The organism is Methanoculleus sp. DTU007 (assembly GCF_001512385.1).
Classification (GTDB): domain Archaea; phylum Halobacteriota; class Methanomicrobia; order Methanomicrobiales; family Methanoculleaceae; genus Methanoculleus; species Methanoculleus thermophilus.
Map to the genome: position 1 here is coordinate 1 of NZ_LFRO01000009.1, position 13102 is coordinate 13102.

The 13102-nt window shown below is 56.7% G+C and carries 14 protein-coding genes and 1 tRNA gene; 6 read left to right on the plus strand and 9 right to left on the minus strand.

Annotated elements, in window-relative coordinates; translation table 11 throughout:
* Nucleotides 1-127: 127 nt before the first annotated feature.
* From ACI94_RS00950 to ACI94_RS00960, 3 genes are read right to left on the minus strand one after another with little or no spacing between them, the layout of a single operon-like run.
* Nucleotides 128-1219: a glycosyltransferase family 2 protein gene (locus ACI94_RS00950; protein WP_066954181.1), complete on the minus strand. Its 1092-nt coding sequence runs from the start codon at nucleotides 1217-1219 to the stop codon at nucleotides 128-130.
* A 39-nt stretch (nucleotides 1220-1258) separates the two neighbouring features.
* The gene (locus tag ACI94_RS00955; RefSeq protein ID WP_286680983.1) at nucleotides 1259-1750 is read right to left on the minus strand and encodes a hypothetical protein; all 492 of its coding nucleotides are present in this window, start codon (nucleotides 1748-1750) and stop codon (nucleotides 1259-1261) included.
* A complete protein-coding gene (locus tag ACI94_RS00960; RefSeq protein ID WP_286680984.1) occupies nucleotides 1747-2439 on the minus strand; it encodes a glycosyltransferase family 39 protein in 693 nt (230 codons plus the stop codon). Before ACI94_RS00960 ends, ACI94_RS00955 begins: the two co-directional genes overlap by 4 nt.
* 583 nt (nucleotides 2440-3022) lie before the next feature.
* Between ACI94_RS00960 and ACI94_RS00965 the strand changes: the two genes are divergently transcribed.
* Together ACI94_RS00965 and ACI94_RS00970 are read left to right on the plus strand one after the other, a co-directional pair.
* Nucleotides 3023-3694 (plus strand): hypothetical protein, encoded by a 672-nt coding sequence (locus tag ACI94_RS00965; RefSeq protein WP_224732754.1) that lies wholly within the window; start codon nucleotides 3023-3025, stop codon nucleotides 3692-3694.
* A gap of 156 nt (nucleotides 3695-3850) precedes the next feature.
* Nucleotides 3851-3922 (plus strand) — tRNA-Arg (locus ACI94_RS00970).
* Between the two features lie 298 nt (nucleotides 3923-4220).
* On the opposite strand, the gene ACI94_RS00975 is transcribed toward ACI94_RS00970, so the two are convergent.
* Nucleotides 4221-4550 carry a multidrug efflux SMR transporter gene (locus tag ACI94_RS00975; RefSeq protein ID WP_066954175.1) on the minus strand — a complete coding sequence of 110 codons (330 nt, stop codon included), beginning with the start codon at nucleotides 4548-4550 and terminating at the stop codon, nucleotides 4221-4223.
* A gap of 126 nt (nucleotides 4551-4676) precedes the next feature.
* Here ACI94_RS00975 and ACI94_RS00980 point away from each other — a divergent pair, with 126 nt between their 5' ends.
* Nucleotides 4677-4904 carry a ferredoxin gene (locus ACI94_RS00980; RefSeq protein ID WP_066954172.1) on the plus strand — a complete coding sequence of 76 codons (228 nt, stop codon included), beginning with the start codon at nucleotides 4677-4679 and terminating at the stop codon, nucleotides 4902-4904.
* 267 nt (nucleotides 4905-5171) lie between these two features.
* Here ACI94_RS00980 and ACI94_RS00985 read toward each other — a convergent pair whose 3' ends face one another.
* The 3 genes from ACI94_RS00985 to hxlB are packed head-to-tail and all read right to left on the minus strand — an operon-like array spanning nucleotide 5172 to nucleotide 7931.
* Nucleotides 5172-6209: a M42 family metallopeptidase gene (locus ACI94_RS00985; RefSeq protein ID WP_066954167.1), complete on the minus strand. Its 1038-nt coding sequence runs from the start codon at nucleotides 6207-6209 to the stop codon at nucleotides 5172-5174.
* Nucleotides 6210-6215: 6 nt separating this feature from the next.
* Nucleotides 6216-7322, minus strand: a complete 1107-nt coding sequence (locus ACI94_RS00990; protein WP_273258714.1) for a pyridoxal phosphate-dependent aminotransferase — start codon at nucleotides 7320-7322, stop codon at nucleotides 6216-6218.
* A gap of 9 nt (nucleotides 7323-7331) precedes the next feature.
* Nucleotides 7332-7931 (minus strand): 6-phospho-3-hexuloisomerase, encoded by a 600-nt coding sequence (gene hxlB / locus ACI94_RS00995; RefSeq protein WP_066954683.1) that lies wholly within the window; start codon nucleotides 7929-7931, stop codon nucleotides 7332-7334.
* A gap of 157 nt (nucleotides 7932-8088) precedes the next feature.
* Here hxlB and ACI94_RS01000 point away from each other — a divergent pair, with 157 nt between their 5' ends.
* Nucleotides 8089-9243, plus strand: a complete 1155-nt coding sequence (locus tag ACI94_RS01000) for a sorbosone dehydrogenase family protein (protein WP_066954164.1) — start codon at nucleotides 8089-8091, stop codon at nucleotides 9241-9243.
* On the opposite strand, the gene ACI94_RS01005 is transcribed toward ACI94_RS01000, so the two are convergent.
* Complete coding sequence (locus tag ACI94_RS01005; protein WP_273258711.1) at nucleotides 9224-9829, minus strand: DUF2179 domain-containing protein; 606 nt, start codon at nucleotides 9827-9829, stop codon at nucleotides 9224-9226. The two genes, ACI94_RS01000 and ACI94_RS01005, sit on opposite strands and share 20 nt — an antisense overlap.
* Before the next feature lie 451 nt (nucleotides 9830-10280).
* Between ACI94_RS01005 and ACI94_RS01010 the strand changes: the two genes are divergently transcribed.
* Together ACI94_RS01010 and ACI94_RS01015 are read left to right on the plus strand one after the other, a co-directional pair.
* On the plus strand, nucleotides 10281-11792 hold the full coding sequence (locus tag ACI94_RS01010) for a DUF1538 domain-containing protein (RefSeq protein WP_066954680.1): 1512 nt from the start codon (nucleotides 10281-10283) through the stop codon (nucleotides 11790-11792).
* A 15-nt stretch (nucleotides 11793-11807) separates the two neighbouring features.
* Entirely contained in the window at nucleotides 11808-12512 is a 705-nt protein-coding gene (locus tag ACI94_RS01015) for a hypothetical protein (protein WP_066954158.1), read from the plus strand.
* Between the two features lie 54 nt (nucleotides 12513-12566).
* Here ACI94_RS01015 and ACI94_RS01020 read toward each other — a convergent pair whose 3' ends face one another.
* Nucleotides 12567-12881: a ferritin family protein gene (locus tag ACI94_RS01020; protein ID WP_066954155.1), complete on the minus strand. Its 315-nt coding sequence runs from the start codon at nucleotides 12879-12881 to the stop codon at nucleotides 12567-12569.
* Nucleotides 12882-13102: the final 221 nt, after the last annotated feature.

A 13102-nucleotide genomic window follows, 5' to 3' on the forward strand; every position in this document is an offset into this window, starting at 1 on the left:
GGCGGTGGATGTGTACCGGGGGGTTATTCGGGGGTACTCAGGGTAACCAGGAGTCTTGGCCGTCATCAACCGCAAGTTACTTTCCGATCGAAAATGAAGGCCAAGCGGAATTGCATTGGGTGCTGCGTCAGTATGCTCTTGCCCACGTGTTGTGCCTATTCATCGTATAGTTCCAGGCAAACGCGATGAATATCCCCACAAGGTTCGCGATGAGATAGTAGACCCCGACAATATCCGCAAGAAGATAGAGAATGACCATGTTGATTGCGAGCCCACCCATTGATACCGCCTGGAACGATCCGAACCGCGAAATTTTCTGCTTGAACTTCAGGTTTTTTGCTGAACGAAATGTCCAGACATCATTCCAGATGAAATTGTTTACGATTGAGAGTTCGATTGCGATTGCTGCGGAGACCAGATAATAGAGGCCAGCGATCTCAGTCAGAGCGTAGAGGAGGCCCATATTGACCAGAATCCCGGAAAGCCCGACAAATCCGAACCGAAGGACCTTCGTCCACTCAGCCCAGACCGGCCCAGTCCTATGTGCCATCGCAAAGTGGATGATACTGGCGCACTGTCCGAGGTAGTCGATCATCGTGCCGAGCCGCAGTTTGCTTTCTCCCTCCTCACGATCTTTGAAGACGAACGGTATCTCGGTAAACGAGCGCCATCGGCCCTTGCCAAGGATCTCCATCAGGATCTTGTAGCCCCGTGGCGCAAGGGGAGCACCGGAAACGACCTCCCGCCGCACGGCAAAGAACCCGCTTACGGGATCTGTGACCTCCGGGAAGAGAATACGGCCAAATGCGGTGGCGCCGAGGGATATGATCCTTCGTTTGAGCGGCCATTGTTCGATATCTCCACCCTTCATGTACCTACTTCCTATGGCGATGTCTGCCCCCTCTCGTATCGCCTCATAGAACTTGGGAATGAGCTCCGGTGGGTGCGAAAAATCAGCATCGATAACCTGCAGGATATCGGATCGAGCCGCTCGGAACCCCTCGACGACTGACTGAGAGAGACCGTGATCTTCTCTCCGGACAATCAGCCGTACGTTGCTATTTTTGCCGGTGATCTCCCGAACGATCGGGATCGTACGGTCCTTCGAGTCATCGTCCACGACCAGGATTTCGCCGTGGATGCTGTTCTTCGTGAGAACAGTGTTGACCGCATCAATGATTGCTGCGATATTCTCCTCTTCATTGAAGGTCGGGATGATTACTGTGAGATCGTAAGTGTCGGTCGTTGTCCCCCCTCCTTAGACCGACTTGAAGAGGTAGATCCCCATGCGCTGCCCGGCAAACTCTGTATTCGCTTGGAGCCAGTTCACCGCATCTCCGGTGGGGTCTGCGGCGAAGATATCCCCGGTTACCACATAGTACGTCTGTTTTCCAGGATACTGATTCCTGATCAATTCAAGATCCCCCTCGGTCGTCGCCACAAGTTCGATGGTCCCGTCTGTTGCATTGCTGTAGTAATAATTGAGCGGAAGCGTCATGTAAGACGGCAGCACAACGACGAGATCGCCATCTTTGGTCATTTCGTCAAGTTCTGCGGAAAAACCCCGCCAGTCGTTCTTCTGGGGTGTCGTATAGTAGGCTGCAAGGAATGGCGTGCTGACGAGAAAAGCCGCCGCGAGAGCCAGATAGACTGCTCTCCTGTCCTTGACAAGAGCGTAGAGTCCAGGATATGCAGATGCAATCCCGACAAAGTACACCGGAAGGAGGTAGATGAGGTAGCGCGGGATCATCGGCATCCTCGAAGAGAGGATAAGNNCGGGAGGATCATCATGAAGACGAGGAGGAGCGCTCCGTTCCGGTCCTCGCGCCAGGTGCAGGCGACGCCGAGCAGGAAGAGGATGAGGAACGGCACGAGGATGAGATCGCTGAACCCCGAGATCTGGAGGAGGGTCTGGTAGATGACATCAAGCCCCTGCATCCCGAAGGTCGGGGCGGACGATGTCCTCGCGAGGAAGAGGTTGACTGTGACGATGAGCAGGGGGAGGGTGGCAACGATGAATGCGATAAGTGCGAGGGCCGGTGCTCTCGCGCTCCGGACATCACGCCGAATATCGCCCGCACGGGTGATGAGGGCATGGAGGATAAGGACGGCGACCGGAACGAACGCGTAAAAGTGCATCCAGAAGGCAACGGCGGAGAAGACGCCGAAGAGAACCCAGGATCGGACCTCATCGGATCTGCTCGCCCGCACGTAAAAGAGCAGCGCGAGAGAGAAGAAGAAGAGCATCGGGGCGTATGCCCGGGCTTCCTGTGAGTAAAAGATGTGGAAGGGCGAAAACGTAAGGAGTGCGGCGGCTATGAGCCCGACGTTTTTGTCCCGGAACTCTGTTCCAATATAATAGACGACCGGGATTGTCAGAACGCCAAAGAGCGCAGGAAGGAACCGAAGCACGAACTCACTCTCCCCGAAGACGAGCATCGCGTGCTCCAGCCAATAGAAGAGCGGCGGGTANNGGCGGGTTGAACTCCCCGCCAGCAATGCTCTCCCAGATGCCGATGAGCGATTGCCGGGCGAACGAGAGTGTCGCGGCTTCATCGAGCCAGAGCGAGTTTCCGGCGAGGTTATAGAACCGAAGGAGGGCCCCGACAAGCGTCAGCCCGATAAGGATCTGAACGTAGCGGTTATACTTGATGGACGCTACGGTTCTGTCGAGCGTAAGCGAATCTGAGCGTGTCGGTATAGGGGTGTCCGAATCGAGATCTCCCCCATTGTTGTATGTTTGTTCCCCGTGCTTTGCTCTTTTTCCCTGTTTTCTGCCCATCGTTATCATAGAACGTTGGTGTCTGGCGCAGATATACATTACTGGATATCCAGGAAGCAGTGCCCGGGACGCACGAGGCACTATAATTGGCGCTTAATGTCCTACAAGTTTTTAGAGAATTCTCAAGAGGTCAAGACAACAAAATTGTTTCAGCAAGACGGTTTATGGCGATAACATACTATCTTAATATATATTTATTGTGAAAAATTTTTCTCAAAAAATCCAAGAATAAAAGCATAAATGGCCAATAAAAATAATCCCATTACGGTGAACTGGGTGTATAGAACATTCTTTGTAACCGTGGTGATGCTCCTAGCTCTCGCGTCCGCCGGGTGCGCGGAACCGCCGCCGGGCGGCGAACCCAGCTGGTCCAACATCTTTTCGGGCTCAGCCCCGGAAGAGACGCAAGACGAACAGGACTTCGATCCGGGGTACCTGACCCCGGCAACTCCATACCCCACCGTAACAAGCGGTGTAGCCGGTCCAACACTCAGCAGGCCGCCGGAGATAACGCCGACCCCGGATCCCTACGTCACGATCTACAACAGGACGACGCAGTTCAACCTCAGCCATTCGGTGGAAGCCTTCTCCTTTGACCTGACCGCACCCCCGCTCATCATCGACTTTGAGGTGGAACCGAAGATGATCACGCGGGAGAAGCACGGTACAAGTGATTACGGGAAGAAGAGTGAAGGGGTCTTCAAGCAGACCTATCCAAGCGAAGATTCGTGGTTTGAAGTGACGGTCAGGGACCGTGAGTCCGGCAAGATTGTGGCCCAGGACGGGTTTGGAAAACGCTACAGTGCGGATATCCGCAAGCGGATCTTCGTGGGTCAGTTTGGGAACTACCTGATCCAGTTCTCCGGAAACGATGTGAAGGTGCATACGGTGATGCGCGCGGGAGGTGTATGAGGCCCCGCGGGCCTCATCCTCGGGTCAGTTTTTACCAGACAAGAATCCCGATAACTCCAGGAATTTTCAGCTCCCCCGGAGGGTTTGCACCCTCCGGTGGGCAATCCTTTTTAACATGAACAGCGTAGTTATTAGGGACAAGGCACATTTTCTTGTGTCCCGGTAGGGTAGTGGATATCCTAGAAGCCTGCGGAGCTTTTGACCCGGGTTCAAATCCCGGCCGGGGCGTCTTAGATTTTAGTTTTCCTTGCTTTTGTATCGCAATCGGGAATTGCTCTCCGGCGCTCCACTCACATGTCGTCATACCGCTCCCGACTCACCGGGAGGGCAGGCTTTACGACGTGGCTGGAGTTTGTGCTGATAATCCACAAGACTGTTAAAGTCCGGGAAACTCCTGGACACCAGTTCAGAGCGAGATTGGATTCAGAACAGCACGCCAGCTGGATCAGGTACTCTCACCCAAAGTGCAAACGAGAGTAGAGATCGAGGACCATAAAACGTAATGGGTCGGGATCCCGCGCCCCATTCAGGCATCCGAACAGAGTTTCAGCCCAACAATTCCCGACACGATCAGCAGGATGCAGAGAAGGCGGACAACACTCCGCGATTCGCCGAAGAGGACGATCCCCGCGATGACCGTTCCGATCGCCCCGATGCCGGTCCAGACAGCATACGCTGTTCCGATCGGGAGGTCGGCAAGCGACCGCGAGAGGAGATAGAAGCTTCCTCCCATCAGAACGAGGGTTGCCACCGACGGCACGATCTTTGTGAAGCCCTCGGTATACTTCAGCCCAAGCGCCCAGCCCGCCTCCAGAAGCCCGGCGAAGAACAGAGTAATCCAAGCCGTATTTTGCATGAACCCTCTTATGTTTGAGCAGTCGGATGTTATACCTTCTCTCTAAACACGTGGATCGTCACACATCCGTCATGTTTAACATGGAAGAGCGCCCTTCCGTGCTATATCAACGTGGAGGTATTACGCGTGGTAAAGGTTACCATCGACAGATCGGGATGCATCAGCTGCGAAAACTGCTGGACGCTCTGCCCGGATATCTTTGAGCAGAACCCAGATGACAGTCTCTCCGAGGTTGCGGAGCAGTACCGGGTTAACGGCAATCCTGCAGAAGGTGAGGTGCCCGAAGACTTTGCCGACTGCACCATGGAGGCTGCCGACTCGTGTCCCGTCACGGTCATATTTGTTGAAGAATGAGACCTTTTGAGTGATACGACAGCGAGATAATTGTTATTCTTATGAGCGAATAAAATTAATAATCTCTCAGAACCAGGGGGTGATCTGCCTGGGAGAGGGATCAACCCGAGGGTGCAATCACCGGGATGCAGCCAGTTCGCAGGTCAAGGCGGTAAGGCCTGTGAAACCCAATAATAGACTGCACCCGTGAACCGATACGCATCCGGGTTATGATGCCCACTTCCCGGGCGCACCTTTTACTGTGACTACAGAACCAAAAAAGGTATTTTAGAGCGCCGGTTTGCTCTTCAGCGCCTCTACCAGGAGCCGGACCCCCGCCTCAATATCGGCGGTGTCGACCACTTCGACCGGGGAGTGGATGTAACGGGCCGGAATCGAGAATGGGATGCTCGGGATGCCGCCCCGCTCGAGGTGGATGATCGTCGCGTCGGTGTTACCGCCGGTCCCGACCTCGAGCTGGTAGGGAATGTTGTTCTTCTCCGCGGTCTCCCGGAGCCACGCCGTCATCCTCGGGTCGGCCATGAGCCCGCGCCCGCTTGCGCTGACGAGGACGAGGACCGGGCCCTTGCCCATCTCGACGCTCGCATCCTTCTTATCGATCCCGGGGTGATCGCCGGGAATGGTAACATCGGTTGCGATTGCGCAGTCCGGGTTTAAGGAGTAGGCACTCACTTTCGCCCCTTTCAGCCCCAGTTCCTCCTGGACGGTGAAGACGGCGTAGAGCGTGTGGGGCGAGTCTGCCTGCTGCAGGGCCCGGATGAGCATGGCGACACCGACACGGTTGTCGAGCGCTTTGCCGGTGACGCGGGTGCCGGCGAGTTCTCTATATTCGCGGTCGATGGTGATCGGGGTGCCGATCTCGATCCCGAGGTTCTTCACCTCCTCTGCGCTCGCCGCACCCACATCGATGAACATATCCTCGATCTTGATCTCTTTCCTGCGCTCCTCTTCCTTCATCACATGGGGAGGCTTCGCGCCGATGACTCCCGGGACCGGCCCTTTCGTTCCGTGGAGGATCACCCGCTGACAGTAGAGCACCGGTCCGAACCATCCGCCGAGAGGAACGACCCGGATGAACCCCTTCTCGTCGATGTACTGGACCATCAGGCCGATCTCGTCCATGTGAGCGGCGAGCATGATGGAGAAGCCGTCGCCGCGCTTTATGGCAATCAGATTGCCCATCTTGTCCTCGCGGAACTCGTCGACCACTCCTGCAAGTTCCGCCCGGACGATATCTCTGATGTTTCCTTCCCTGCTCGTGACGCCGTGAGCATCCGATAATTTCTTGAGTAACTCTTTCACCATTCTAACTCACTCCATCAGTCTTTTGAGCCGTGCAATCGCCCGCGAGAGGTTTTCCCGGGAGGTTGCGTAACTGAAGCGCGCGTATTCGGGTGCCCGTGAGCCGAAAGCCTCGCCCGGCACGATAATGACACCCGCATCAACGGCCTTCTGGATAAGGGTTCGCCCCATCGGGACAAACATGTAGAACGCACCCTCCGGCCGGGGGAAGTCGAACCCAAGTTCGGTGAGCCCTGCATACAGGAGGTCTCGCCGTGCGCGGTACTCCTCCCGCATCCGCTCAACGGGGCTCTGGTCGCCGGTGTAGGCGGCGAGCGCGGCATACTGCGAGATCGACGTTGCACATGCCTGGGAGTACTGGTGCACCTTGAGGAACTGGGGGATATAATCCTCGGGCGCCGCAAGGTAGCCGACCCGCCAGCCGGTCATGGCGTAGGTCTTGCTCGCGGCATTGATCGTGATGACGTCTTCGCCGAAACGCGCAGCGCTGACGTGCTTTTTCTCGTAGACGAAGTGCTCGTAGACCTCGTCGGAGATGACAGTGACCTTTCGGTCGTTTGCGTACTCCACGAGGGCACGGATCGACTCCTCGCTTTCGACGGCCCCCGTCGGGTTTGCAGGCGAGTTCAGAACGAAGACCCGCGCCCCGTCCATCTGCTCCTTCGCCCGTTCGACGTCTATGTGCAGGGTTGCATCGAGCGGGACGCCTTCCGGCTTCCCCCCGGCGAACGTCGCAAGCGCGGCATAGGAGACGAAACCCGGGTCTGTGAAGAGAACACGGTCGCCAGGGTCCACAAGGGCTTCCATCGCGAGGTGGAGCGCCTCGCTCCCACCTGCCGTGACCAGGATCTGCTCCGGCAGGTAATCCAGACCGTTCTCCCGGGCAAACTTCTCGGATATCGCTTCCCGAAGTTCAGGGATGCCGGCGTTTGGAGTGTAGCCGGTCTTTCCCTCCCTGATGGCGGCGATTGCGGCCATCTTGATATGCTCAGGCGTATCGAAGTCCGGTTGTCCGATACCGAGGTTGATCGCGTCCGGCCCTCCGGCATCGAAGAGTTTCCGGATCCCGGACATCTCCACCCCGCGCACCCGGCCGGCGTACCTGTGCTCGTTCACGACTACTCCTCACTCAATGTTTGCATGCCGGCACTGGAGATCTTCTGGCTTGCACTGGGTGATCTCCATCAACCGCGAGATGATCGCGTCTGCAAAGACCATTGCGGTCGTCTCGAAGATGGTGCCGAGCGGTGCGAACGATTTGTGCTCACCCATCATCTGCCGGATCTCGAACTCCGCCGACTCATCGGCCACCTTGTCCCGCTGGCTCTCGATGATGACGACGCAGTCGGCGATGCGGCCGATCCTCGAATCTTTCTTCGACGTGATGAGGCAGACCCTCCCACCGATCTCCTTTGCGGTCTCTGAGATATCCGCAACCGTCTTGGTCGCCCCGGAACCGGAGAAGACAACGATGATGTCTCCCGGCTTCATGGCCGGGGTCACAGTCTCCCCGACAACGAAGGCAGTAAAGCCAAGATGCATAAGACGCATGGCGAACGCTTTTGCAACCAGTCCTGAGCGGCCGGCGCCTATGGTGTAGATGCGGTTGGCGTTCAGGATCTCATCGAGGAACGCATCGATCTGATCGTCGGACATTACGTCCGCGATGGTCCTGATCTTGGTCGCCATCAATCGCATCATGTTTTTAACCGGGTGATTTGTCATCGCAATTCCTCTGTTACATTTCACGAGAAGATACATTAGAATATCTCAAACGCCCGGTACGTGAGGCGGTTCGCGATGGCAATGAGCGATACTTGATCGACGACCCCTGAGTAACACCTATATGCGCTCCCGGCATCCGGAGTTCTAGAGTTGATCTATGTCACGCCGGACCGCACTCATCCTCACCACCGTTGCTGTTCTTGCCCTACTCGGCATCGCCGTGGTTCTCCAGGTCTCCCCGGGCGGCCCTACCGGCAGCCTGCCGCTCGAGACGATCACCCTCCCGCCGGGGTTTGCCATCGATCTCTACGCCGGAAACGTCACCGGGGCGCGGTCGATGACTCTGTCTCCAAATGGGACGCTCTTTGTCGGGAGTCGAGAGGCGGGGAACGTCTATGCGATCCCTGATCGTGACGGCGATGGGAGGGGCGATGAGGTGATCGTTATAGATAGTGGTCTCGACTCCCCTAACGGCGTCGCGTTCCAGAACGGCTCCCTCTATGTCGCCGAGATCGGACGCATCCTGCGCTACGACAACATCGAGGCCGACCTCACAAAGCCCCCTGATCCCGTGGTCGTGAGCGATGCCTTTCCGGACGACCGGCTGCACGGGTGGAAGTTCATCGCGTTCGGACCCGACGGGAAACTCTATGTCCCGGTGGGGGTTCCCTGCAACGTCTGCGATCCCGGCGACGAACGGTTCGGGACCACCCTCCGGATGAATCCGGACGGGACCGATCTCGAGATCTACGCCCGGGGCATCCGAAACACTGTAGGGTTTGACTGGCATCCCCTGACCAATGAGTTGTGGTTCACCGACAATGGCCGGGACTGGCTCGGCGACGATACCCCGCCGGACGAGTTGAACCGTGCGCCACAGATAGGGATGCATTTCGGGTTCCCCTACTGCCACGGGCGGTCGATCCCCGATCCTGAGTTCGGGGCGGGGCGGTCGTGCAGCGAGTTCACGCCGCCGGAGCAGGAACTCGGTCCGCACGTGGCGGCGCTCGGCATGCGGTTCTATACCGGCGATCAGTTCCCGGAAGAGTACCAGGGCCGGATATTCATCGCCGAGCACGGCTCCTGGAACCGGCTCGAGCCTATCGGCTACCGGGTGACGATGGTTACCCTTGAGAACGACACACCCACTGCCTACGAGGTCTTTGCCGAGGGCTGGCTCCAGGGCCGGGAGGCGTGGGGCCGGCCCGTGGATGTGGAGGTGACGAGAGACGGATCGCTCCTGGTCTCGGACGACCGGGCGAACGCCATCTATCGGATAACCTATCCGGGGGTCACTTCCCCTTCCGCATGACCTTGCCCAAATGAGCGTGGAACGGGGTCGGGCCGGGCACGGCGACCGGGAACGTCCCCTCCGCAGCCCGCCGGACGTCCTCGATTGAGTAGAACGCTTTTGGGTTGAACTCGTGAATAGCCTTCTCCACGTCGCGGATGTTCTTCCTCTTGACCACCGAGAAGATGACCTTGCCGGGGCCCTGTTTTCCCTGAGCGTCGAGAACGGTCACCCCGTATCCAGCGCCCCGGAGATAGTCGATGAGATTGGTCGCGTCACGCTGGGTGATGATCCGGATGATCGCAAGCCCCATTGCCAGTCGTTCCTCGACGAGCATCCCAACGAAGTTCCCGGTGGCAAACCCGGCCGCATAAGCAAAGTAGTTGAGCGGGTTTGTGAGGTTCTGAAAGATCTGGCCGATGGCGATGATCCAGATGAAGATCTCGAAGAACCCGAAGATCGGAGCGATCATCTTCATCCCACGGGAGACGAAGATGATCCGCATCGTCCCGATGGTGACGTCGCATATCCGTGCAAAGAAGATGAACACCGGGATAATAATCAGGGAGAAGGTATCCGGGCTGATCTCCGGGACGATGCTGAGCATAAATTATGGTTGATGGCGAATATCATAATGATATCTTTAAAAAACCTGTCGGGCACCAATCAGCGATTGATAATTTACTATATGAGATTTTATAGTAAAATATTCGTGAAATTGACCTGATGACCGCGCATATCCCCATCAAAAAGAGACTGTATGTTGGCTCACTCCTCCTTATGAATGAGAGCATACCTGTTCATCGTTCTCCTGCGTAAAATTCCTGCGAGGTCTTCCCCTTTTGATCACATAGCCTTCCTGATCGTGCCCCACACGCTCCCAGAGATTGCTCCGGGATCCCATCCGGCCGTTTCCAGGCGGAGAATGGCCGAAAAGGGCTGGTATCCGATGGTGGGCTGTACGGCCCAATGTATATATGCCGGGTTACTGGAGAGGAGAGGCACTTTGGGTCAGTCTGACGCGTTAACCCACGATGGCTGAAGAGAGGGTGTATGAGATGGGATACGTTCTCCTCAAAAGGTTTGAAGAGTCACTGCGTTCAGTCCTGCCGATCTGCGCCATCGTCGTTCTGCTCCACCTAACCCTGACTCCTCTGCCCACAGGAACAATGATACTCTTTGCAATAGGTGCCGTCCTGCTCATCGTAGGCATGAGCGCCTTCACACAAGGGGCTGATATGGCCGTGATGCCGATGGGGGAACTGATAGGTTCCAAATTGACCGAATCTCGCAATGTCTGGCTGATCATCCTCACCAGTTTCGTGCTGGGCGCAGTCCTCACAGCCGCAGAGCCCGACTTGCAGGTGCTGACACGTCAGATCCCCGCCATCCCCGATCCTGTCTTTGTAGCCACAGTTGCCTTTGGTGTGGGCATTTTCCTGGTTCTCGCCGTCTTCCGGATCCTCCTCCGGGTCCGGCTGTCTTATACGTTTGTTCTCCTGTATTCTCTGGTATTTCTCCTGGCGGCGTTCACTGGACTGGACTATCTGGCCGTAGCCTTCGATTCAAGCGGGGTTACGACGGGACCCATCACCGTGCCCTTTATCCTTGCAATGGGTGCCGGCATCTCGGCCGTCCGTGGGGAGAAGAGGTCGGAAGACAGCTTCGGACTCACTGCGATCTGTTCGATAGGGCCGATCCTCGCGGTCCTGATCCTGGGGTTGTTCTTTGACCCCGCCGGAACCGGTTATGCCTATGAACCCACCACCACAGTGAGCAGCACAGCGGAACTCGCAAGACTGTATGCCGGAGGATTGATTCAGTTCCTCAGGGAAGTTTCACTGATTCTACTACCCATCGTGGTGATCTTCAGCGTATACCAGGTGGTACACCTGAGACTCTCCAGAACTCAATTGATCCAGATCGGCGTGGGAATCGTCTACATCCTCTTTGGACTTACGGTCTTTCTGACCGGGGTGAACATAGGTTTTGTGCCTGCCGGGATCTACCTGGGCCATGCTCTCACGTCTCTGCCGTACAACTGGATCCTGGTCCCGCTCGGTGCCGTCATCGGTTTTTTCATTGTTGCCGCGGAGCCCGCCGTGCAGATTCTCGTCAACCAGATCGATGAGATCACCAGCGGCGCGATCTCACGCCGGATCATGCTGCTGAGCCTCTCTGTAAGCGTAGGAGTTGCACTGGCGCTCGTCATGGTCCGTGTCCTAACGGAGATTGAGATCTGGCTATTCCTGTTGCCGGGCTACGCTGTTGCCCTGGCACTGACATTCGTTGCGCCCCAGATCTTTGTCGCGATCGCGTTTGATTCCGGTGGAATTGCCGCAGGCACCATGGCGGCGGCATTCCTGCTTCCGTTCACAACAGGGGTCTCAAGGGTTATGGGGGGCAGCGTGCTGACCGAAGCTTTCGGGATCATTACCGTGGTGGCCATGATGCCGCTGATCACAGTGCAGGTTATGGGGTTGATCTATAAGATGAAGGTGCGAAGGGTGAGAGCCATGGCGAAGGCAGTATCCTTTGATAGAGAGGATACAGATATCATCGACTTGTGAGATGCGGGGACCGAAATGCTCGACGAGACGTCTGCAGGCGGGTCGCTGGTGGTGATGATTGCCATCTTCGACCGCGGACGAGAGGAAAGGGTAATGAACCTCCTTAAAGATGGGAGGGCGAGATGCACTCTCCTGACACGGGGGAAAGGCACCGTTGATTCAAAAATTATGGCATATCTTGGGTTGGGCGAGAGAGAGAAGACGATCCTTATCGGCATGGTGCCGTCCGAGTCGTCAAAGAGTCTGCTTGAGAAGATGCACGATGAACTGACACCGGAACAATCCGGTCGCGGTATCGCGTTTACGGTGCCTGTAGGGAGCGTTTGTGGCGCAAGAACGGTGGAGTACCTGCGAGGCTCACTGCAGGGAGAGGGGAGGCGATCCGGTATGGAACAGGGTATAATCCGTCACGAGCTGGTCATTGCGGTTGTAAACAAGGGTTTCTCAACTGAAGTAATGGAGGCGGCAAAGGGTGCGAACGCTACAGGAGGAACCGTCATCCCGGCATACGGCACCAATTTCGAGAGCATGGAGACGTTCTTTGGAGTGCCCATCCTGCCCGAGAAAGACCTGATCCTTATCCTCACAAAGAGCGAGTTTAAATGCGGCATCATGCAGGCGATCGCCACCCGGGCAGGACCGCACACCGACGCCGGAGCCATCGTCTTCTCCCTCCCGGTGAACGGCGTGGCCGGGGTGCCCCCCGGGATCCCTGAGTAGAGAGTGCAATCGCTTGCTCGCAACCCAACTCTCTGATACGGCACAAAAGGGCGGTCAAGCCCCGCCCTTCTTCAACTCCTCGATCATCTCCTCGACCTCCTCGTAGCCGTGCCGGTAGAACTCTTCCTCGGCAGGTTCAATCTCCCGAAGGAGGCGGAGGAACTCCCCGGCGTGCTCTCTCTCCTCGTCTGCGATATCCCGCATCACCTTCTGGACCAGCGGGTCGTCGGTCGACTCGGCGATCTGCTCATAGAACTGGATCGCCTCATACTCCGCGGCAATCGAGAACCGGATCGTCCGGATAAGTTCCCCGCGATCCAGTTTGCGCTCCATATGGTTCCCGGCAAAGGGGTTTGTAAAATCAGGCATGGTCAGATCTCCAGTATCGGTGAAGGCCTACAGAGGCGGCCCTCCGCTCCGGGCCGTGCGCTATCATTCTATAAATATATTAGGTCTGCTTCGTTCCAACCGATTCCAATGAATACCCGCCGGGATGTACCGCGGATGCATATATCCCACAAACATTGACCGGTACAAAGGGCATGGATAAATGCAGAGCAGGTTCGTGGATAAATTCTAAGAACCAACGC

Coding starts and splice junctions, on each gene's coding strand:
- ACI94_RS01015 (WP_066954158.1), top strand. CDS start 11,808: ATGCTCGACGAGACGTCTGCAGGCGGGTCGCTGGTGGTGATGATTGCC.
- ACI94_RS01010 (WP_066954680.1), top strand. CDS start 10,281: ATGGGATACGTTCTCCTCAAAAGGTTTGAAGAGTCACTGCGTTCAGTC.
- ACI94_RS00955 (WP_286680983.1), bottom strand. CDS start 1,750: ATGATCCCGCGCTACCTCATCTACCTCCTTCCGGTGTACTTTGTCGGG.
- ACI94_RS01005 (WP_273258711.1), bottom strand. CDS start 9,829: ATGCTCAGCATCGTCCCGGAGATCAGCCCGGATACCTTCTCCCTGATT.
- hxlB (WP_066954683.1), bottom strand. CDS start 7,931: ATGACAAATCACCCGGTTAAAAACATGATGCGATTGATGGCGACCAAG.
- ACI94_RS00975 (WP_066954175.1), bottom strand. CDS start 4,550: ATGCAAAATACGGCTTGGATTACTCTGTTCTTCGCCGGGCTTCTGGAG.
- ACI94_RS01000 (WP_066954164.1), top strand. CDS start 8,089: ATGTCACGCCGGACCGCACTCATCCTCACCACCGTTGCTGTTCTTGCC.
- ACI94_RS00985 (WP_066954167.1), bottom strand. CDS start 6,209: ATGGTGAAAGAGTTACTCAAGAAATTATCGGATGCTCACGGCGTCACG.
- ACI94_RS01020 (WP_066954155.1), bottom strand. CDS start 12,881: ATGCCTGATTTTACAAACCCCTTTGCCGGGAACCATATGGAGCGCAAA.
- ACI94_RS00965 (WP_224732754.1), top strand. CDS start 3,023: ATGGCCAATAAAAATAATCCCATTACGGTGAACTGGGTGTATAGAACA.